Origin of the sequence: Enterococcus sp. DIV1411a (assembly GCF_050531945.1) — a bacterium.
GTDB classification, from domain to species: domain Bacteria; phylum Bacillota; class Bacilli; order Lactobacillales; family Enterococcaceae; genus Enterococcus_B; species Enterococcus_B faecium.
Genome location: NZ_CP172892.1, coordinates 2,480,001 through 2,501,374, shown reverse-complemented (window position 1 = coordinate 2,501,374; position 21,374 = coordinate 2,480,001). Strand labels below are relative to the sequence as shown.

Annotated in this window: 17 protein-coding genes, 2 rRNA genes and 1 other annotated feature (1 of these 20 only partly in view); of the genes, 15 read left to right on the top strand and 4 right to left on the bottom strand. The window is 40.2% G+C overall.

Features of this window, described 5'->3' with window-relative positions:
* Positions 1 to 522 precede the first annotated feature (522 nt).
* From rpmH to jag, 4 genes are all read left to right on the top strand, one after another.
* Positions 523 to 657 carry a 50S ribosomal protein L34 gene (gene rpmH, locus IGJ87_RS12130; RefSeq protein WP_002293121.1) on the top strand — a complete coding sequence of 45 codons (135 nt, stop codon included), beginning with the start codon at positions 523 to 525 and terminating at the stop codon, positions 655 to 657.
* A 117-nt stretch (positions 658 to 774) separates the two neighbouring features.
* Positions 775 to 1,131 carry a ribonuclease P protein component gene (rnpA, locus tag IGJ87_RS12125; protein WP_002295255.1) on the top strand — a complete coding sequence of 119 codons (357 nt, stop codon included), beginning with the start codon at positions 775 to 777 and terminating at the stop codon, positions 1,129 to 1,131.
* The gene (locus IGJ87_RS12120) at positions 1,128 to 1,946 is read left to right on the top strand and encodes a YidC/Oxa1 family membrane protein insertase (RefSeq protein WP_002295256.1); all 819 of its coding nucleotides are present in this window, start codon (positions 1,128 to 1,130) and stop codon (positions 1,944 to 1,946) included. The genes rnpA and IGJ87_RS12120 overlap by 4 nt, the downstream gene beginning before the upstream one ends.
* Positions 1,947 to 1,963: 17 nt before the next feature.
* Complete coding sequence (gene jag, locus IGJ87_RS12115) at positions 1,964 to 2,722, top strand: RNA-binding cell elongation regulator Jag/EloR (protein ID WP_002295258.1); 759 nt, start codon at positions 1,964 to 1,966, stop codon at positions 2,720 to 2,722.
* A 167-nt stretch (positions 2,723 to 2,889) separates the two neighbouring features.
* Here jag and IGJ87_RS12110 read toward each other — a convergent pair whose 3' ends face one another.
* Positions 2,890 to 3,273 carry a hypothetical protein gene (locus IGJ87_RS12110; RefSeq protein WP_002303984.1) on the bottom strand — a complete coding sequence of 128 codons (384 nt, stop codon included), beginning with the start codon at positions 3,271 to 3,273 and terminating at the stop codon, positions 2,890 to 2,892.
* 299 nt (positions 3,274 to 3,572) lie between these two features.
* Here IGJ87_RS12110 and mnmE point away from each other — a divergent pair, with 299 nt between their 5' ends.
* The 9 genes from mnmE (at position 3,573) to guaB (ending at position 13,951) form a co-directional block, all read left to right on the top strand.
* Positions 3,573 to 4,970 (top strand): tRNA uridine-5-carboxymethylaminomethyl(34) synthesis GTPase MnmE, encoded by a 1,398-nt coding sequence (mnmE, locus tag IGJ87_RS12105; RefSeq protein ID WP_002299773.1) that lies wholly within the window; start codon positions 3,573 to 3,575, stop codon positions 4,968 to 4,970.
* 16 nt (positions 4,971 to 4,986) lie between these two features.
* Positions 4,987 to 6,888 (top strand): tRNA uridine-5-carboxymethylaminomethyl(34) synthesis enzyme MnmG, encoded by a 1,902-nt coding sequence (gene mnmG, locus IGJ87_RS12100; RefSeq protein WP_002299775.1) that lies wholly within the window; start codon positions 4,987 to 4,989, stop codon positions 6,886 to 6,888.
* A 231-nt stretch (positions 6,889 to 7,119) separates the two neighbouring features.
* Complete coding sequence (gene rsmG / locus IGJ87_RS12095) at positions 7,120 to 7,833, top strand: 16S rRNA (guanine(527)-N(7))-methyltransferase RsmG (protein WP_002288804.1); 714 nt, start codon at positions 7,120 to 7,122, stop codon at positions 7,831 to 7,833.
* An 11-nt stretch (positions 7,834 to 7,844) separates the two neighbouring features.
* Positions 7,845 to 8,612, top strand: coding sequence for a ParA family protein (locus IGJ87_RS12090; RefSeq protein ID WP_002288805.1), 768 nt, complete (start codon positions 7,845 to 7,847; stop codon positions 8,610 to 8,612).
* Entirely contained in the window at positions 8,599 to 9,489 is an 891-nt protein-coding gene (locus IGJ87_RS12085; protein WP_002288806.1) for a ParB/RepB/Spo0J family partition protein, read from the top strand. Before IGJ87_RS12090 ends, IGJ87_RS12085 begins: the two co-directional genes overlap by 14 nt.
* A gap of 20 nt (positions 9,490 to 9,509) precedes the next feature.
* The gene (locus IGJ87_RS12080; protein WP_002293106.1) at positions 9,510 to 9,701 is read left to right on the top strand and encodes a DUF951 domain-containing protein; all 192 of its coding nucleotides are present in this window, start codon (positions 9,510 to 9,512) and stop codon (positions 9,699 to 9,701) included.
* Positions 9,702 to 9,709: 8 nt separating this feature from the next.
* The gene (ychF, locus tag IGJ87_RS12075; RefSeq protein ID WP_002293105.1) at positions 9,710 to 10,810 is read left to right on the top strand and encodes a redox-regulated ATPase YchF; all 1,101 of its coding nucleotides are present in this window, start codon (positions 9,710 to 9,712) and stop codon (positions 10,808 to 10,810) included.
* A gap of 89 nt (positions 10,811 to 10,899) precedes the next feature.
* The gene (locus IGJ87_RS12070; RefSeq protein ID WP_002299780.1) at positions 10,900 to 11,595 is read left to right on the top strand and encodes a DUF1129 domain-containing protein; all 696 of its coding nucleotides are present in this window, start codon (positions 10,900 to 10,902) and stop codon (positions 11,593 to 11,595) included.
* 871 nt (positions 11,596 to 12,466) lie between these two features.
* Positions 12,467 to 13,951: an IMP dehydrogenase gene (gene guaB / locus IGJ87_RS12065; RefSeq protein WP_002295264.1), complete on the top strand. Its 1,485-nt coding sequence runs from the start codon at positions 12,467 to 12,469 to the stop codon at positions 13,949 to 13,951.
* 549 nt (positions 13,952 to 14,500) lie between these two features.
* Here the strand turns inward: guaB and serS are convergent.
* From serS to IGJ87_RS12050, 3 genes are all read right to left on the bottom strand, one after another.
* Positions 14,501 to 15,772 carry a serine--tRNA ligase gene (gene serS / locus IGJ87_RS12060; RefSeq protein ID WP_002307286.1) on the bottom strand — a complete coding sequence of 424 codons (1,272 nt, stop codon included), beginning with the start codon at positions 15,770 to 15,772 and terminating at the stop codon, positions 14,501 to 14,503.
* Positions 15,773 to 15,821: 49 nt separating this feature from the next.
* Positions 15,822 to 16,027: a binding site (T-box leader), on the bottom strand.
* A gap of 38 nt (positions 16,028 to 16,065) precedes the next feature.
* Positions 16,066 to 17,274, bottom strand: coding sequence for a sensor histidine kinase (locus IGJ87_RS12055; protein ID WP_002295267.1), 1,209 nt, complete (start codon positions 17,272 to 17,274; stop codon positions 16,066 to 16,068).
* The gene (locus IGJ87_RS12050; RefSeq protein WP_002295268.1) at positions 17,261 to 17,950 is read right to left on the bottom strand and encodes a response regulator transcription factor; all 690 of its coding nucleotides are present in this window, start codon (positions 17,948 to 17,950) and stop codon (positions 17,261 to 17,263) included. The genes IGJ87_RS12055 and IGJ87_RS12050 overlap by 14 nt, the downstream gene beginning before the upstream one ends.
* Before the next feature lie 741 nt (positions 17,951 to 18,691).
* Here IGJ87_RS12050 and IGJ87_RS12045 point away from each other — a divergent pair.
* Both IGJ87_RS12045 and IGJ87_RS12040 read left to right on the top strand, forming a co-directional pair.
* Positions 18,692 to 20,251, top strand: a 16S ribosomal RNA gene (locus IGJ87_RS12045).
* Positions 20,252 to 20,595: 344 nt separating this feature from the next.
* Positions 20,596 to 21,374 (top strand): 23S ribosomal RNA (locus IGJ87_RS12040) (it continues 2,136 nt past the right edge of the window).
* Together the 16S and 23S rRNA genes form the textbook arrangement of a ribosomal RNA operon.

The window sequence follows — 21,374 nt, the reverse complement described above, 5'->3', positions numbered from 1 at the left end:
ATAAGGCCTCCTCCTTCATTAAAAAGTGAATAACTAGTACTAATTTAGCATTTTTTTCAATAGTTTTCCACAGAAACCGAAGAAAAAAATTTTTTAATTACAATTATCCACACAATCGACAAAAAGAAAAAAGAGAAAAACACAGTTGTCAAAAAAAGTTTTCCACACCACTAATGCACAGGTGGAAAACTCGTAAAAATCAATAGATTTCCTCTTGCGTCTGTGGATAAAAAATATAGATATACCAATAGTTAGGAGACGGAATACACAGGAAATCACCTGATTGTGGATTACTTTTTTTACACGTGTGTTTTCTGTGTAAAACCAGCCATTTATTATCTGTGGATAATCCCTGTGCATAACTTTTTCCACATAGGACTCCCATAGAAAAAAATAATCTTGTGGATAAGTTTTAACAATCGATCTTCTATTTTATATTGACAAAATCACTACTTTGTCGTTATACTATCAAAGTATGTCTGTGTTTATAAAATAGATAAGAACATTTTGGAGGTGGAATATATGAAAAGAACATACCAACCAAATAAACGTAAACGTCAAAAAGTTCACGGATTCCGTAAACGTATGAGTACTAAAAATGGACGTCGTGTGTTAGCTAGCCGTCGTCGCAAAGGAAGAAAAGTTCTTTCAGCTTAGGCCACTGGGGTTTCAGTGGTTTTTTTTATACTCTTTTTTAGGGAAATGATGAAAGGACAATCGTAATTATGGTATGATTATGAGCGTAAGTGAGAGATAGAAAAGGAAAGAAAACTAATGAGAAAAGCGTATCGAGTAAAAAAAGAACGAGAGTTTCAAGCCGTGTTCCATACGGGAGATTCTTTTGCTAACCGCAAATTCGTCGTTTACCGTTTGGAAAAACCGGGACAGCCTCATTTTCGAGTTGGTTTATCTGTAGGAAAAAAGGTCGGCAACGCGGTAAACCGCAATGAAGTCAAACGAAAAATCCGAGCAGCAGTTTATTCTATAAAAGAAGAGATTGATCCGGAGTTGGATTTTATTGTGATTGCTAGACCAAGTGTGAAGGGGTTGACTTATGATGAGGTTCGCTCCAATTTAGTCCACGTCTTAAAACTTGCAAAAATAATCGACAGAGAGGAAAAGAGTAAGTGAAGAAATACAAACGTTTACTTTTGATGGCCGGTATCGTTAGTTTGGTCATCGTCTTATCCGGTTGCGGAACTGGGGAAGTCAGCGCACAGAGTACAGGAATTTGGGATCGTTATATTGTTTATTACTTTGCTGAGGCGATCAAGGCGTTGTCATTTGGTAATGCAGGGATAGGGATCATTTTATTTACACTGATCATCCGCGTGATCCTATTGCCGTTGATGCATTTCCAAACAAAGAGCATGCGTAAAACGCAAGAATTACAACCGAAATTAAAAGCACTGCAGCAACAATATAGTTCAAGAGATCCGGAAACACAAAGTAAGTTAAGAGAAGAGCAGCAGCGTTTATATGCAGAAAATGGCGTCAATCCATATGCTGGTTGTCTTCCTTTATTAGTACAAATGCCAATCTTGATGGCGTTATGGCAATCTATTTCACGTGTACCAGAGTTGAAACAAGGGCATTTCTTATGGTTGAACTTAGGGAACGCGGATCCAACATTTATTTTGCCGATTTTAGCAGCAATCTTTACTTTTGCAAGTACGTATTTATCTAGCATGAGTCAAATTGAATCGAATGCATCAATGAAGATCATGAATTTCGTGATGCCTGTAATGATTTTAGTGATGGGTGTCAATTTAGCCAGCGGTCTTTCATTATACTGGGTAGTTTCCAATGCCTTCCAAGTTGTACAAACGCTGCTGATCAACAACCCTTTCAAAATTCGAAAAGAGCGTGAAGAAGAAGCACGGAGAATCCGCGAAAGAGAACGTGCTCTTAAGAAAGCAATGAATCCTAAGAAAAAACGGAAATAATAGGGGAGGTAATGCTAATGCCGATTTATGAAGCTGCAACAATAGACGAAGCTGTCCAACTAGGTCTGGCTGATTTGGGTTTGGCCAAAGACCAAGTCGAAATCGAAATACTGGAAGAAGGAAAAAAAGGTTTCCTAGGAATGGGTCGAAAGAATGCACGGCTTTCGATCCAGCCAAGTATCAGCGAAAAAGTTTCTGAAACAGTAGAACAGACTGTAGAAGAAATTTTGGAAGAAGAACCAACAGCTGAGATCGAGGTAGTCAACGAAACGATTCTTGAAGAAAAAACAGAAGAAGTAAGTGAGCTAGGTGATGAAGCAGCTTTAACGGAATTGGCAGTTTATCTTACTGAAATTTCAAAACAGCTTGATGCTCCAGCTCTTGTCAAAATGGAAAGAGAATCAAATAATATGGTTGTTTTCCATTTAGAAACACAAAAGCAAGGCATACTGATTGGGAAACATGGAAAAACACTGAATGCATTGCAATATCTGGCACAAGTCTTCATCCATCGTTTAGCAAGAAATAAGCTGTCTGTAGTAGTCAATGTAGGCAATTACCGTGAAAAGCGCCAAGAGATCATTCAGCGTTTAGCTGATCGCACGGCTGAAAAAGTAAAACGGACAGGGCAGCCTGTTTTCTTAGAACCAATGCCTGCATTTGAACGTAAACAAATCCATGCTGCATTAAGCAAAGATGAACATGTAAAAACACATTCGGAAGGTGAGGAACCTTATCGTTATTTAGTAGTAGAACCTGCTAAAAAATATTATTGATTCCATTACTTTTTGAATAAATCACGTTGACAAAGTTTTTCAAACCAAGTATATTTTACTAGAAATCATTCTTATCAGAGTATACGATGAAGTAGTCACTAACTTTGATAGAAAAAAGCGGATCGAAACTGTCTTCAGTTTTGATCCGCTTTTTTTGTCTGTTTCATTTAACCAATCGTTGTTTGGATAAATTGGATCACTGTTCCATAAGCAAAAAGTTCCAGAAAATACTTTCCGTCGCGTTTTTTTTGCTGATACTCAAAATGACAGTTGATTACTGCATTCGCACCATATTCAAGTACCTTCGTCTTTAATTTCCTCTTCGTTGTTAAGAAAAGGTCATCTTTGGGAAAAGATGGGTCAAACAAATCAGCTTCTAAGCATTCCACAACAAAAACGATATCGCGGACGATATATTTCTGGTTGATATTCCCTGTAGATAAAACGACATCGTTGATCCGAGGGTCACTTTCTTCTTCCAATGCAGCAGATCTGAACGGGCTCACATATTTTCTCCTTTCAAAAGTGTATAGTTTAGATAGCGCTACCATTTAGTGTACCGTTTTTTTTAAGAAAGATAAAGCCTTGTTTATACAGTATCTTCTCTTCGAATAAACCAAAGAACGCAAAGAGACATCCAAGGACAATCAAATATAAGGTAATGGAAGCAGAACAGGCTCAACTTCATCTAACTTGTTTTAAACACTTGATTCCTTATAGCAAGTGTGATAATCTATGACCAGAATTTAATCAAGAACAAGCAGTCAAAGTGCGAAGTTCACCGTTTATTGTGCATAAAGGGTGGAGTGGGCACTTTTTTTGTGCGCAAAATGAAAAAGGAAGTGAAAAAATGGCTGAAATTACTTTAGAATTTGATACGATTGCGGCAATTTCTACCCCACCTGGAGAAGGTGCAATCAGTATCGTTCGTTTAAGTGGCGATCAAGCTGTGCAACTAGCAGATAAAGTTTATCAATCTGGAAACAAACGATTATCAGAAGTACCAAGTCATACGATCCATTATGGACATGTCGTTGATCCCAAGAGCAATCAGCTTGTCGATGAAGTCATGGTCTCCGTGATGAGAGCACCAAAGACATTTACGCGGGAAGATGTAGTAGAAATCAATTGTCACGGTGGGATCGTTGTAGTCAATCAAATTTTGCAGCTATTGTTAAGAGAAGGTGCAAGATTAGCTGAGCCAGGCGAATTCACAAAACGAGCATTCTTGAATGGTCGTGTTGACCTTTCACAGGCAGAAGCTGTGATGGATTTGATTCGGGCAAAAACAGACAAAGCAATGGGACTAGCTCTTAATCAGTTAGACGGCAATCTGTCTGCTTTGATCCGCTCATTGAGACAAGAGATTTTAGAGACATTAGCACAAGTAGAAGTAAATATTGATTATCCAGAATATGATGATGTCGAAGAATTGACTACGAAGTTATTGCTTGAAAAAGCGCAGATGATCCAACAAAGAATCCAAGCGCTACTTGCTACATCCAAGCAAGGGAAGGTTCTGCGGGAAGGGTTAAGTACGGCAATCATCGGCCGGCCAAATGTCGGCAAATCAAGTTTGTTAAACCATTTGTTAAGAGAAGAAAAAGCAATCGTTACGGATATTGCAGGAACGACTCGAGATGTAATCGAAGAGTATGTCAATGTTCGGGGGGTACCGCTCAAGCTAATCGATACAGCTGGAATTCGGGAAACAGAAGATGTGGTGGAACGGATCGGGGTCGAAAGAAGCCGAAAAGCATTAGCAGAAGCAGACTTGATCTTACTTGTTCTAAACCAAAGCGAACCACTGACAGCAGAAGATGAACAATTATTGGAAGCGACAAGTGGATTGAAACGGATCATTCTTCTAAATAAAACAGATTTACCAGCACAGCTGGAACAAGAAAAATTGAAGAAATTGATCGAAAATGAACCAGTTTTTTCAATTTCCGTAGCTAAAAACGACGGACTAGATCGTTTGGAATCAGCTATTTCTGATTTATTCTTCAGCGGAGAAACAGGAGAAAGAGACGCTACTTATGTTTCTAATACCCGCCATATCGCGTTGTTAGAAAAAGCTTCCCTCTCACTTGAAGAAGTCATTGCAGGTATTGATGCAGGAATGCCTGTGGATCTCGTTCAAATAGATATGACGCGTTGCTGGGACTATCTAGGAGAAGTTGTCGGCGACAGTGTACAAGATGAGCTAATCACTCAATTATTCAGTCAATTTTGTTTAGGAAAATAAAAGGAGGAACAAACGATTGGAACATTATGAAGCAGATGCGTATGACGTGATCGTTGTTGGCGCAGGACACGCCGGTTCAGAAGCTGCACTTGCTGCTGCACGTATGGGATCAAAAACACTATTACTGACAATAAATTTGGACATGGTAGCATTCATGCCATGTAATCCTTCTGTAGGCGGACCAGCTAAAGGCGTTGTCGTTCGAGAAATCGATGCGTTAGGCGGAGAAATGGGTAAGAATATCGATAAAACCTATATCCAAATGCGTATGTTGAACACAGGAAAAGGCCCAGCTGTCCGAGCATTGCGAGCACAAGCAGACAAACATGCTTATTCAACAGAAATGAAACATACGATCGAAAAAGAACCAAATTTGACGCTAAGACAAGGAATCGTCGAAGAACTGATCGTCGAAGATGGTGTTTGTCATGGAGTAGTGACTTCCACAGGAGCGAGCTACCGGGCCAAAGCAGTTGTTATTACAGCCGGAACAGCACTTCGCGGAGAAATCATTATCGGTGAATTGAAATATTCATCAGGTCCGAATAACTCTCAACCTTCTATTGGACTAGCGAATCATCTAAAAGAACTTGGCTTTGCTATCGAACGGTTCAAAACAGGAACACCGCCTCGAGTAAAATCAAGTACGATCGACTATTCTGTTACAGAAGAGCAACCTGGTGACAAAGAGCCGAATCATTTTAGCTTCAGCACACCAGATAGTGCCTATAAACTAGATCAGGAATCTTGCTGGCTGACCTATACAGGTGAGACGACTCACCAAATTATTCGAGACAACTTACATCGTGCCCCAATGTTTACAGGGATCGTTGAAGGGGTAGGCGCTCGCTATTGCCCATCCATCGAAGATAAGATCGTGCGTTTTGCAGACAAACCACGTCATCAATTATTTTTGGAACCAGAAGGCTTAAATACGGAAGAAGTCTATGTTCAAGGTTTATCTACTTCTTTACCAGAGGATGTTCAAGTCAACATGCTTCATTCTATTGCTGGATTAGAAAAAGTAGAAATGATGCGTACAGGATATGCTATCGAATATGACGTAGTAGAGCCACACCAGCTCCGTCCGACATTAGAAACTAAAGTCGTTGAAAATCTTTATACAGCTGGACAAACAAATGGTACAAGCGGTTATGAAGAAGCGGCTGGACAAGGGCTGATTGCCGGTATCAATGCAGCTTTGAAAGTTCAGGGAAAAGAACCTTTAGTGATCAAACGAAGTGACGGTTACATCGGTGTCATGATCGATGATTTGGTAACAAAAGGAACGAACGAACCTTATCGTTTGCTGACTTCACGTGCTGAATACCGTCTGCTTTTACGTCATGATAATGCAGATTTGCGATTAACAGAAATGGGTCACCGTGTAGGCTTAGTAAAAGAAGATCAATACAAGAATTATTTGAAGAAAAAAGAAGCAGTTGAACAAGAAATCAAACGTTTGATGAATGTACGAATCAAACCAACAGAAGAAGTCCAAGACTTTTTAGCAACGATTAATGCGGCACCATTAAAAGATGGTGTACTAGCAAGCGACTTTTTAAGACGTCCTGAGATTACTTATGCAGATCTTCTACGGTTTATTCCAGAAAATGAAGAATTGACACGAAAAGAAATCGAACAAGTAGAAATCCAAATCAAATATGAAGGCTACATCAAAAAAGCCATGGAAAAAGTAGAAAAATTAAAACGCATGGAAGCGAAAAAGATTCCAGAAAACATCGACTACGCAGCAATCAACGGATTAGCAACAGAAGCAAAACAAAAATTGCAGAAAATCCAACCAGAAACAATTGCCCAAGCTAGCCGAATCAGTGGCGTAAACCCTGCAGACCTAAGTATCCTAATGGTCTATATCGAACAAGGGAAGATTGCGAAAGTCAGTGAACCAGCGTAATACGTGATAATAAATAGAAGAGAGAACTAGTTTTTGCAGAAATTGCTCAAAGCTAGTTCTCTCTTCTGTGTATATTTTATGAGTCATACTAGAAAGAAAAAGTCTATCGGCTTTTCTTACTTTTCAAATTTTTAAGAATCCATATGGAAGGATTGCATGTCTAGGGATTTTGCGTTAAAGTAGGGAGAGAATCTGTGAAACAATTGCTGTTTCACAATGAAAGGAATATTTATGATACCAGAAGAATTTCGCCAATCCTTGGCAGAAAAAGGGATAGAGCTTACCGATCATCAAATGAATCAATTCGCTATTTATTATCGGACATTAGTCGAATGGAACGAAAAGATGAACCTTACAGCTATTACGGATGAAAAAGACGTATATCTGAAGCATTTTTACGATTCACTTACATTAGCATTTGAAGTAGACTTTACGCAGCCTTTATCTTTATGCGATGTCGGTTCGGGGGCAGGATTTCCTAGCATACCTTTAAAAATTGCCTTTCCAGAACTGCAGATAACGATCGTTGATTCTCTGAATAAACGAATAACCTTCTTATCTGAGTTAACCCGATTATTAGGAATCGATGCTTCCTTATATCATGACCGGGCAGAAACATTTGGGCAAAATCCTCACTTTCGTGCATCATTTGACCTTGTCACTGCTCGTGCGGTTGCTCGTTTGAATGTGTTAGCGGAATTGTGTTTGCCCTTGGCTAAACAAGAAGGCTATTTTTATGCATTGAAAGCAGCAAAAAGTGAAGAGGAATTGACAGAAGCAAAACAAGCGATTGCTTTATTAGGTGGTAAATTCCTCAAAGAAGAGGCGGTTACCTTGCCGAATGTCTCTGATCAACGGCATATCATCGTTATTCAAAAAAAGAAACCAACCCCAAAGAAATACCCAAGAAAGCCCGGACTGCCTAATAAGCAGCCAATCAAATAGGAGGAGAAGAGATGGCACAAATAATATCTGTTGCGAACCAAAAAGGTGGCGTCGGCAAAACAACGACGACGGTGAATCTAGGTGCTTGTCTTGCTAGCCTTGGTAAAAAAGTATTGCTAGTGGATATGGATGCGCAAGGAAATGCTACCAGTGGTGTCGGGATCAGAAAACCTGATGTGACAAGAGACATCTATGATGTTCTAGTCAATGAATTGCCAATTGATGAGGCAACTTTGATCACTGAACACGAAAATTTGAGTATTGTGCCTGCGACTCTCCAATTAGCAGGAGCAGAGATCGAATTGACGTCAATGATGGCAAGAGAATCAAGATTAAAAGGATCTTTAGCAGAAGTAAGCAGTCAGTATGATTATATTTTGATCGATTGCCCGCCTTCTCTTGGCCATCTGACAATCAATTCATTTACAGCAAGTGATTCGATTTTGATACCTGTTCAGTGTGAGTATTACGCATTGGAAGGATTAAGCCAATTACTGAATACGGTTCGTTTAGTTCAAAAACACTTTAATCCAGAATTAGAGATCGAGGGAGTCTTACTGACAATGTATGATGCACGAACAAATCTGGGAAATGAAGTCGTAGAAGAAGTACGTAAATACTTCCGCGAAAAAGTTTACGAAACGATCATTCCAAGAAATATTCGTTTGTCAGAAGCACCTAGTCATGGAAAACCGATCATCGACTACGATCCACGTTCTCGAGGAGCTGAAGTCTACCAAGCATTGGCAAAGGAAGTGGTAAGTCGTGAAGAAAAGTAAAGGATTAGGCCGAGGAATCGATGCACTGTTTCAAGATTTAGAAAACTTAGAGACGGTGGATGTAAAAGATGATACCGTTGTCCAGCTACCATTGAATGAGCTGCGACCAAATCCGTATCAGCCCCGTAAAACATTTGAAGAAGTATCTTTGCAGGAACTAGCTAATTCTATTGAACAATCAGGCGTCTTTCAACCCATCATCGTACGCCGTTCCGCAGTAAAAGGATATGAGATTATTGCAGGGGAGCGACGTTTTCGAGCGTCCAAACTAGCTGAAAAAGAAACAATCCCTGCTATCGTTAGAGACTTTGACGAAGAAGCGATGATGCAAGTAGCAGTGCTGGAAAACTTGCAGCGAGAAGATCTGAATCCGTTAGAAGAAGCAGAAGCATATGAGATGCTGATGAAAAACCTGAAACTAACACAAGCAGAAGTAGCTAGTCGTTTAGGAAAGAGCAGACCTTATATCGCCAATTATTTGCGCTTGCTTTCTTTACCGGATCTTGTCAAGGAAATGGTACAAGATCAGCGTTTATCTATGGGACAAGCCCGTACGCTGTTAGGTTTAAAAAATAAAACATTGATTTTGAAATTAGCCAATCGTGCAGTAACTGAAAATTTAACTGTCCGCCAACTGGAACAGCTTGTTTCTGAGTTAAATCAAAATGATGGAAAAGAAAAGAAAAAAATCCCAAGGCTAGCAAAGGAAAAACCATATTATATCCGAGAAAGCGAAGATCGTTTGATGGATAAATTTGGTACAAGTGTAGCTATCCAAGAAAAAAATGGGAAAGGTAAGATTGAGATTGAATATCTTTCTCAAAAAGATTTGACTCGAATTCTTGATATCTTGAATATTCAATTTGATGAAGAATAAACAAAAAGGAGGCTATTTTTATGTACGACTTGCACGATATCGTTGAAATGAAAAAACCTCACGCTTGCCAGACGAATCGCTGGGAAGTCATTCGAATGGGCGCAGATATCAAAATCAGATGTATGAATTGCGGACATATCGTTATGATGACCCGTCGAGATTTTGAAAAGAAATTAAAAAAAGTAATTGAAAAAAATGCAGAGAAAGAGTGAATAAATTTATGGCATTGACTGCTGGAATTGTTGGGTTGCCCAACGTAGGAAAATCAACTTTGTTTAATGCGATCACAAAAGCAGGAGCAGAAGCAGCAAACTATCCCTTTGCGACGATCGACCCTAACGTAGGGATGGTAGAAGTACCTGACTGGCGTTTGCAACGCTTAACAGAACTTGTACATCCGAAAAAAACTGTTCCAACGACTTTTGAATTTACAGATATTGCTGGAATCGTAAAAGGCGCAAGTAAAGGAGAAGGTTTGGGAAATCAATTCTTAAGCCATATCCGCCAAGTAGACGCTATTTGTCACGTTGTTCGTTGTTTTGATGATGATAATATTACTCACGTAGAAGGACGTGTTGATCCACTAGAAGATATTGATACGATCAACTTGGAACTAGTGTTAGCAGACTTAGAATCTATCAACAAACGCTATACTCGTGTAGCAAAAGTTGCTAAAACTAAAGATAAAGATGCAGTGGCAGAACTAGCTGTACTGGATAAAATCAAACCTGTACTGGAAGAAGGAAAATCTGCCCGAACGATCGAATTTACTGAAGAAGAACAAAAAATCGTTAAATCACTATTTTTATTGACGACAAAACCAATTCTTTATGTAGCCAATGTCTCAGAAGATGACGTAGCAGATGCAGACGCGAATCATTATGTACAAGAAGTGCGCAACTTTGCTGCAGAAGAAAATGCAGAAGTGATCGTGGTCAGTGCTCGTGCAGAAGAAGAAATCGCAGAATTAGATGAAGAAGACAAAGCGGAATTTTTAGAAGCTTTAGGAATCGAAGAATCAGGTTTGGATCAGTTGATCCGTGCTGCTTACGATTTGTTAGGCTTAGCTACTTACTTTACTGCTGGGGAACAAGAAGTACGTGCTTGGACATTCAAAAAAGGAATCAAAGCACCACAAGCAGCAGGAATCATCCATTCAGATTTCGAACGCGGATTTATCCGTGCGGAAACTGTCTCTTTTGAAGACTTGGATCATTACGGAAACATGCATGCAGCAAAAGAAGCTGGACGTGTTCGATTAGAAGGAAAAGATTATGTCGTACAAGACGGCGACGTAATGTTATTCCGCTTTAATGTGTAAAAGGGCTATCAAACTAGCTGTAGAATATGGTAGAATGTCTTTTGTGACGACCGTTGAGAAAAGGAACGGCTAAGGAGGACTATTAGATAATGGAACCAGAACAATTACGAGCAATCGTAAAAGAAAACAATAGTTTAGAAACAAAATTAACCAAAAGAAATCAACAGTACATTTTTGATTTGAAAAAATCTTTAGAAGCAGCGAATTTGTCTGAAGAAGAAAAAGTAAAAGCCCTTCATGACATTCTGCCTACTTTAGTTGCAGAACAAAAAGGCGGAAGAACAGCCCGTCAATTGTTTGGGACAGTCTCTGAAAGAACGGAAGCAATCATCAATAAGCCAGCAGAAGTAAAAAATTCATCCACCCCTTTATTGATGTGGTTAGATAATACGTTGCTGTTGCTTGGTCTATTAAGTATCATGATTGCGATTACCGGATTGTTTTCACGTGGAACAACGCCAGCTTATGGCTTTTCTACACTCGTTCTAGGTTCTGCAATCGGTGGCTGGGTCTTTTATATGATGTACAAATACATCTATCAATATGAATATCCCGGAGCAGATCGAAGCAAGAAACCAGGAATGGGTAAGACATTGCTTATCCTAGGTGGAACGACACTTCTTTGGGTCGTACTGTTTTCTGCGACAACACTATTGCCACCAGTTATCAATCCAGTATTAGATCCAGTAGTAGTTATCATTATCGGGGCAGCTGCTTTAGCAATCCGTTACTACTTGAAGAAAAAATACGGGATTATTGGAAGTTTATCCGTCCCAAGAAGATAAACTAGCAAAAAGATCAGCTATTTTGCTAGATATCTAGGGGTAGTAAAGAACCTCATTTTGTTTATCCATAGTTAAATAATAGTAAGGGGCTGTGACAAAAGTCTTGTCACAGTCCCTTTTTACGATAAACGGTGTTCTCCTCCAGCTCCTCGATCGCAAATCACAATATTCAACAAACATGAGAAACTGTTTTTCCGTTTTTTTCTCTAATACTCAGGTCAGGACGCTGATTTCACAACCTCTTCCTTAAACGGTGTTCAAAAGCTTGCATCTGCGGTAATAAGCCCAACCAATTCAAAAATATGAAAAACTATTTTTGATTGGCTGTTCTTATTACTTGATGCAGGGCAGCTTTTTCACAGCCTCTCCACTAAACGGTGTTCAAAAGCCAGTTTCTCGGTATTAAGTCCAATTTATGCAAAAATGTGGAAAGCCATTTTCACAAAATTTTTCTTACTACTCGAAACTAAGCAGCTTTTTCACAACCTCTCCACTAAACGGTGTTCAATCAGCTGACCCTCGGCATTAGCTCAACAAACGGCAAAACATGAGGAACTATTTTTCCGTTTTTTTCTCTAATACTCAGGTCAAAACGCTGATTTCACAACCTCTCGATAAACGGTGTTCAAAAGCTTGCATCTGCGGTAATAAGCCCAACCAATTCAAAAATATGAAAAACTATTTTTGATTGGCTGTTCTTATTACTTGATGCAGGACAGCTTTTTTACAATCTCTTTTAATACACACAGATGTAAACGTTTTATATTGGTATTCTATGAGAAAGCTAACTTGATTCCAAGTAGATCATTGACTTAAATGAAAAAATCAATTATTTTAATAGATAAACTAAATTAGAGGAGTGGTACTAAAAATGTCCAACTGGGAAACAAAGTTCACGAAAAAAGGATTTACTTTTGATGATGTCTTATTGATACCAGCAGAAAGTCACGTGTTACCAAACGAAGTGGATATGAGCGTACAATTAGCTAAAAATATTAAGTTGAATATTCCAATCATCAGTGCAAGTATGGATACTGTTACCGACAGCAAGATGGCCATTGCTATGGCAAGACAAGGCGGACTAGGTGTGATCCATAAAAACATGACAATCAGCCAGCAAGCGGATGAAGTAAGAAAAGTCAAACGTTCTGAAAGTGGCGTAATCATTGATCCGTTCTTCTTAACGCCACAGCATCTTGTAGCAGACGCAGAAGAATTGATGAGCAAATATCGTATCAGTGGTGTGCCAATCGTTGAAACACTTGAAAACAGAAAATTGGTAGGGATAATTACAAACCGCGACATGCGTTTTGTAACAGATTATCACATGCCGATTGCTGATGTGATGACAAAAGACAACTTAGTGACTGCCCCAGTAGGTACCTCTCTAAAAGATGCAGAAAAGATTTTGCAAAAACATAAAATCGAAAAATTACCAATCGTAGATAACGAAGGTCGTTTAAGCGGATTGATCACGATCAAAGACATCGAGAAAGTGATCGAATTTCCAAATGCAGCAAAAGATGAACATGGTCGATTGCTTGTAGCAGCAGCCGTTGGTGTAACAAGCGATACATTTGAGCGTGCGAATGCTTTATTAGAAGCAGGGGCAGATGCAATCATCATCGATACAGCTCATGGACATAGTGCAGGTGTGATCCGAAAAATTCAAGAAATCCGTTCAACTTTTGCAGATGCAACATTGATTGCAGGAAACGTTGCGACGGCTGAAGCGACAAAAGCTTTATATGATGCAGGTGTAGATGTCGTAAAAGTTGGTATCGGACCAGGATCGATTTGTACGACACGTGTGGTAGCCGGTGTAGGTGTACCTCAGCTCACAGCTATTTATGATGCAGCATCAGTTGCTCGTCAATATGGCAAAGCGATTATTGCAGACGGAGGGATCAAGTATTCTGGTGACATCGTCAAAGCATTAGCTGCCGGCGGACATGCAGTGATGCTAGGAAGTATGTTGGCAGGGACAGATGAATCACCAGGTGAATTCGAAATCTTCCAAGGACGTCGATTCAAAACATACCGAGGTATGGGCTCATTAGGCGCGATGGAAAAAGGTTCAAAAGACCGTTACTTCCAAGGTAGTGTCAATGAAGCAAATAAATTAGTACCAGAAGGAATCGAAGGTCGGGTTGCTTATAAAGGAAGTGTTGCAGATATTATTTTCCAAATGATCGGCGGTTTGCGTTCAGGAATGGGTTATGTTGGGGCAGCGAATCTACAGCAATTACGTGATGAAGCGCAATTTATCCAAATGAGCGGCAGTGGATTAAAAGAATCACACCCTCATGATGTACAAATCACAAAAGAAGCACCAAACTATTCAGTTGAATCTTAAAAACATTAAAGAGCGTGGGACAAAAGTAAAGAATACTTTTGTCTCACGCTCTAAACACGTATAAACGGCGGAAGCAGAAGCAACTCCTTCGGAAATAAGCTGAAATTCACAAAAATTTGAAAAGCAATTTTCGTGAATTTCTTCTTATTTCTTGGAGTTAAACGCTTCTGTCCCAGCCTCTTTTTGAATAAACAGTGTTCCCTTGCCACCTCCGAATCACAAGTACAACATTCATAAAATATGAAGAGCTGTTTTTTGAATTTGTTCCTTGTAACTCGGAGCTGGGGGGTAGGCTTACGACCTCTCCACTAAACGGTGTTCAATCAGCTGACCCTCGGTATTAGTTCAACAAACGGTAAAATATGAGGGACTATTTTTCCATTTTTTTCTCTAATACTCAGGCCAGGACGCTGATTTCACAACCTCTCGATAAATGGTGTTCAAAAGCCAGTTTCTCGGTATTAAGTCCAATTTATGCAAAAATGTGGAAAGCCATTTTCACAAAATTTTTCTTAATACTCGAAACTAAGCGGCTTTTTCACAACCTCTTTATTTAATAACTTTCAGATTCCCCATATAAGGAACGAGCGCTTCTGGAACTGTGACAGAACCATCTTCATTTTGGTAGTTTTCCAAAATGGCAGCTACTGTACGGCCAACTGCAAGTCCTGAACCATTCAGAGTATGAGCATAGTGGATTTTTCCATCATTATCGCGATAACGGATCATTGCGCGGCGTGCTTGGAAATCTTCACAGTTAGAACAAGAACTGATTTCACGATAAGTATCTTGTGCAGGTATCCATACTTCTAAGTCATAAGTTTTAGCTGCAGAAAAGCCCATGTCTCCAGTTGATAAGGCCATCACACGATAAGGCAAATGCAATTTTTTCAAGATATCTTCTGCATCAGCTGTCATTTTTTCCAATTCTTCGTAAGAATGCTCTGCATCCGAAAATTTGACCATTTCTACTTTATTGAATTGGTGAAGACGAATCAGTCCTCGTGTATCCCGACCAGCACTTCCGGCTTCAGAACGAAAAGCAGGGCTTAGTGCAGTGAAATAAATAGGTAAATCTGCACCATCTAAAATTTCATCATTATAATAGTTAGTTAATGGTACTTCAGCTGTTGGGATTAACGTTAGATCAGTATTCTCCAATTGGAAAACATCTTCTTTGAATTTTGGAAATTGTCCCGTACCAAACATCGCTTTACTGTTGACGATATAAGGAGTGATCATTTCAGTATAGCCGTGTTCGTAAATATGCTGATCAAGCATGAAGTTGTAGACTGCACGTTCTAATCGAGCACCTAATCCTTTGTAATAGACAAAACGGCTACCGGCTACTTTTGCGCCACGTTCAAAATCTAAAATATCAAGATTTTCTGCAATTTCCCAGTGTGGTTTTGGTTCAAAAGCAAATGTACGTGGTTCGCTCCAACGACGGATTTCTACATTGTCCTCTTCATCTGTTCCAACTGGCACAGAATCATGGGGAAGGTTTGGCAAAGTAGTTGCAATTTGTTTCAACTTTTCATCCACTTCAGCAATTTCAGTATCCAATGCTTTGATGTTGCCACCGACTTCTTTCATTTCAGCGATTTTAGCAGAAGCATCTTCTTTTGCACGCTTCAATTGGGCGATCTCAGCAGAAACATCATTTCGATATTTTTTTAATTCTTCACTTTTGACTAGTAGCTTACGACGATTTTCATCTAGTTCCATGAATTCAGCTAATGTTTCTTTTTTTACGCCCCGAGTCATCAATTTTTCTTGTACTTCTTCAATATTTTGTCGCATCATTTTTACATCTAACATATGATTTCCTCCTTTTTGAAAATAAAAAAAGACTGATCCATCCCATTATTCTTGGGACGAATCAGTCTGAAATTCGCGGTACCACCCAAGTTCAGCGTCAGCTGCACTTGTTGAACACATAACGGCTGTTGAACCGACCTTTCTTATTTCGAAAGGGCACGTAAACGAACTGGAACTTCCAAATTATCCTTTGCTGATTTACACCTGCCATCAGCTCTCTGAAAAAGAATAAAGTGTACTGGGTTCTGTGTTTTTCATTTATTCTAATAATTGTAATAAGAATAGCGAATATTTCAGCTTTCGTCAATAACTTCCTGTGTATCAATAGGTAATTTTTCATTTTTCTTGATTGGAAGGTGCATGATGAAAGAAGTCCATTGCTTATCTGATTTTGCATAAATGTATCCGCCGTGCAAAGCCACAATGCTTTGAGCGATTGCTAAACCAAGTCCAGTTCCTCCAGTTGCTTGTGAACGAGATTCTTCTACACGATAAAAACGGTCGAATAGATTATCGATTGCCTGTTGTGGGATCATTGCTCCGTTATTTTTGACTGTTGCAACAACTTCTGAACCGATACGTTCTACTTCGATTACGATCTTCGTTGCTCCTTTTCCGTATTTCAACGCATTCGTCAAAAGATTATTGAAGACACGTACAAGTTTTTCGGTATCGCCATCCATGATAAGGGAGTCTACTTTTGATTGAACAAGTATTTGGATATTTTTTTTAGAAGCTTCCAACTCAAAATCAGCTGCTAACTGTTCGATCAACTGGATCATGTCAAAGGCAGAAAAATTCACCGGGACAGCAGGCTGGCGTACCTTAGTGTATTCAAATAAGTCGTCCACTAAAGATTTCATCTGCTTTGCTTTGATATAAGCAGTATGCGTATACTTTAAAAGATCTTCTTCTGAGTGATACTGGCCATCTTCTATCAGTCCTAGGTATCCAATGATGGACGTGAGTGGGGTACGGATATCATGACTGACATTCGTGATCAATTCATCTTTTGATTTTTCGATTTTACGTTCGTCTTCAATCGCTGCTACGGTACTATCCACCAATCCATTGATACTTGTTACCACTCGGCTTAAGTCACCACTCAGTTCAAAAGGGATACGATGATCATAATTTCCGTTTGCGATGTAGTGAAGTTCGCTGATGATATGCCGCAATTGCATTTGGCGATATCTTCGAATCAAGCGCCAATACAAAACACCAATATCTAATAGAAAGAAAAAGGGAATAATAAAATTCCGGCCGTTCCAGAACAAATCAGTGTTCAATCGTTCTGCAAAAATATTCTTTGAATCCCAAATCGCATTCGTCAAAGAAGGTGAACTGTTGATCACCGAACTGATAACAACCAGAATAGAAACATTTAATAGAAGCAAAAGGATAATCGTGATGATTCCTTCCGCTAACAATTCGCTGATTTCTTTTGAAGTCAAATTGATCCGACGGCGTTTTTCAGTTGCTCGTTTACTATCTTGCGTCAATTTTATAGCCCACTCCCCAAACGGTTTGAATGACTTTTTCACCACCAGTTGCTTCTTCAATCTTATCTCTTAAATGACTAACGTGAACCATGACAGTTTTAGCAGAGACAATACTTTCTTGTTTCCAAACACGCTCAAAAATTTCATCCGCGCTAAATACTCGATTAGGATGACTAGCAAGCAAGTAGAGGATACCGAATTCCAAAGCTGTTAACTGGATTTCTTTCCCATCGATTGTTTTAACTTCATGAGAGTCTTTATTGATGATTAATGCATTTACTTCTAATACATCAGGCTGATCTGGGGCAATCTGCATTTTTGTACGCCGTAATAAAGACTTTACTCTAGCCATTACTTCTAACGGATTAAATGGTTTGGTTACATAATCATCTGCACCAGCGACCAGTCCTTTGATCTTATCCATATCAGTAGTTTTTGCTGTCAGCATAATGATTGGTATTTGAGATTCTTTTCGCAGCTCTTTCACTACTTGCATCCCGTCCATCTCTGGCATCATGATATCTAAAATAAGTAATTCAATATCAGGGATTGTTCTGATTTTAGATAATGCTTCTTTCCCATCATAAGCCTTTACTGCTTCATACCCCTCATTGTGAACATAGATACTTAATAATTCAACGATTTCTTTATCATCGTCAGCAATCAAAATTTTCATAAATAAATCCTCCAGAGTCATATTGTTACTATTATTCTAGCAAAAAAAAGCAGAAATAGATAAAAGCAGCACTTTGTTAAGGAAAATTTTAGAAGGTGAGACATCTAGTTGGTGTGAATAAGACAAGAACATGAACATTAAACTGAAAACAAAAGGATTTTACGTCTCTCAGAGTTATAAAGACGAACGAAAAAGGTCCAGAACTAACCAATGATCATATAAGCTAGAAATGTTGATAAATAAGCATTTTCTTATTGACTTTCACAGGTGATGTTGATATATTATTATTTGTTCAAAAGAACACCAATAACTTATTAAATAATAAAAAATAAGTTGTTGACATGTTGGAAATGACATGATAAGATAACTGAGTCGTTAAAAAAGAACCACTTGTGAAGCTTGATTCTATCGAAAAAAACTTCAAAAAAGTTCTTGACAAATAACAAACGATAAGTTATGATAAATGAGTTGCTGAAAGATTTCGAAAAACGAAATCGAAAAAAACTTTTAAAAAAGAGTTGACAATTACTTGTCTCTCTGATATGATATAAAAGTTGCTACGGCAGCCAAAAATGAATCGGGAAATACTCTCGATGAAGTAGACCTTTGAAAACTGAACAAAGTAAGACAAACCAAATGTGTAGGGCGTCTTGATTCAATTCAAGACAACAAACATTTTTAACAAGCAAGCAATATGCTAGCAAACAAATTGAGCTTAACAATCGCAAGATTGTTCGAACTTTTTATGAGAGTTTGATCCTGGCTCAGGACGAACGCTGGCGGCGTGCCTAATACATGCAAGTCGAACGCTTCTTTTTCCACCGGAGCTTGCTCCACCGGAAAAAGAGGAGTGGCGAACGGGTGAGTAACACGTGGGTAACCTGCCCATTAGAAGGGGATAACACTTGGAAACAGGTGCTAATACCGTATAACAATCAAAACCGCATGGTTTTGATTTGAAAGGCGCTTTCGGGTGTCGCTGATGGATGGACCCGCGGTGCATTAGCTAGTTGGTGAGGTAACGGCTCACCAAGGCCACGATGCATAGCCGACCTGAGAGGGTGATCGGCCACATTGGGACTGAGACACGGCCCAAACTCCTACGGGAGGCAGCAGTAGGGAATCTTCGGCAATGGACGAAAGTCTGACCGAGCAACGCCGCGTGAGTGAAGAAGGTTTTCGGATCGTAAAACTCTGTTGTTAGAGAAGAACAAGGATGAGAGTAACTGTTCATCCCTTGACGGTATCTAACCAGAAAGCCACGGCTAACTACGTGCCAGCAGCCGCGGTAATACGTAGGTGGCAAGCGTTGTCCGGATTTATTGGGCGTAAAGCGAGCGCAGGCGGTTTCTTAAGTCTGATGTGAAAGCCCCCGGCTCAACCGGGGAGGGTCATTGGAAACTGGGAGACTTGAGTGCAGAAGAGGAGAGTGGAATTCCATGTGTAGCGGTGAAATGCGTAGATATATGGAGGAACACCAGTGGCGAAGGCGGCTCTCTGGTCTGTAACTGACGCTGAGGCTCGAAAGCGTGGGGAGCAAACAGGATTAGATACCCTGGTAGTCCACGCCGTAAACGATGAGTGCTAAGTGTTGGAGGGTTTCCGCCCTTCAGTGCTGCAGCTAACGCATTAAGCACTCCGCCTGGGGAGTACGACCGCAAGGTTGAAACTCAAAGGAATTGACGGGGGCCCGCACAAGCGGTGGAGCATGTGGTTTAATTCGAAGCAACGCGAAGAACCTTACCAGGTCTTGACATCCTTTGACCACTCTAGAGATAGAGCTTCCCCTTCGGGGGCAAAGTGACAGGTGGTGCATGGTTGTCGTCAGCTCGTGTCGTGAGATGTTGGGTTAAGTCCCGCAACGAGCGCAACCCTTATTGTTAGTTGCCATCATTCAGTTGGGCACTCTAGCAAGACTGCCGGTGACAAACCGGAGGAAGGTGGGGATGACGTCAAATCATCATGCCCCTTATGACCTGGGCTACACACGTGCTACAATGGGAAGTACAACGAGTCGCGAAGTCGCGAGGCTAAGCTAATCTCTTAAAGCTTCTCTCAGTTCGGATTGCAGGCTGCAACTCGCCTGCATGAAGCCGGAATCGCTAGTAATCGCGGATCAGCACGCCGCGGTGAATACGTTCCCGGGCCTTGTACACACCGCCCGTCACACCACGAGAGTTTGTAACACCCGAAGTCGGTGAGGTAACCTTTTGGAGCCAGCCGCCTAAGGTGGGATAGATGATTGGGGTGAAGTCGTAACAAGGTAGCCGTATCGGAAGGTGCGGCTGGATCACCTCCTTTCTAAGGAATATTACGGAGACTACACAATTTGTTTTTACTTTGTTCAGTTTTGAGAGGTTTACTCTCAAACACTTTTGTTCATTGAAAACTGGATATTTGAAGTAAATGTAAGTAATACAAACCGAGAACACCGCGTTGAATTTGAAAGCTGAACAAATTGTTTAGCCTGAAGCAAAATAGGCGGACGGCTATAAAATCTTTGATTTTATGAGACGATCGATCTTTTTGCCGTACAGGCTGATTTGTGAGCTGGATAGAGTTTTTTAATAAGTTCAATTGCTTATTTTCTTGATCTAACTTCTATCGCTAGAAGAAGGATCAAAACCCAACCGTAAGGTTGATAAGGTTAAGTGAATAAGGGCGCACGGTGGATGCCTTGGCACTAGGAGCCGATGAAGGACGGGACTAACACCGATATGCTTTGGGGAGCTGTACGTAAGCTATGATCCAGAGATTTCCGAATGGGGGAACCCAGCATCTTTAATAGGATGTTACGATTGTGTGAATACATAGCACATTCGAGGTAGACGCAGAGAACTGAAACATCTAAGTACCTGCAGGAAGAGAAAGAAAATTCGATTCCCTGAGTAGCGGCGAGCGAAACGGGAAAAGCCCAAACCAGCAAGCTTGCTTGTTGGGGTTGTAGGACTCCAATATGGTAGTTCTTTCAGATAGTCGAATGACTTGGAAAAGTCAGTCAAAGAGGGTAAAAACCCCGTAGACGAAATGTGGAAGACACCTAGGAGGATCCTGAGTACGGCGGAACACGAGAAATTCCGTCGGAATCCGGGAGGACCATCTCCCAAGGCTAAATACTCCCTAGTGACCGATAGTGAACCAGTACCGTGAGGGAAAGGTGAAAAGCACCCCGGAAGGGGAGTGAAATAGAACCTGAAACCGTGTGCCTACAACAAGTCAAAGCCCGTTAATGGGTGATGGCGTGCCTTTTGTAGAATGAACCGGCGAGTTACGATTGCATGCGAGGTTAAGTTGAAGAGACGGAGCCGCAGCGAAAGCGAGTCTGAATAGGGCGTTTGAGTATGTAGTCGTAGACCCGAAACCATGTGATCTACCCATGTCCAGGTTGAAGGTGCGGTAAAACGCACTGGAGGACCGAACCCAC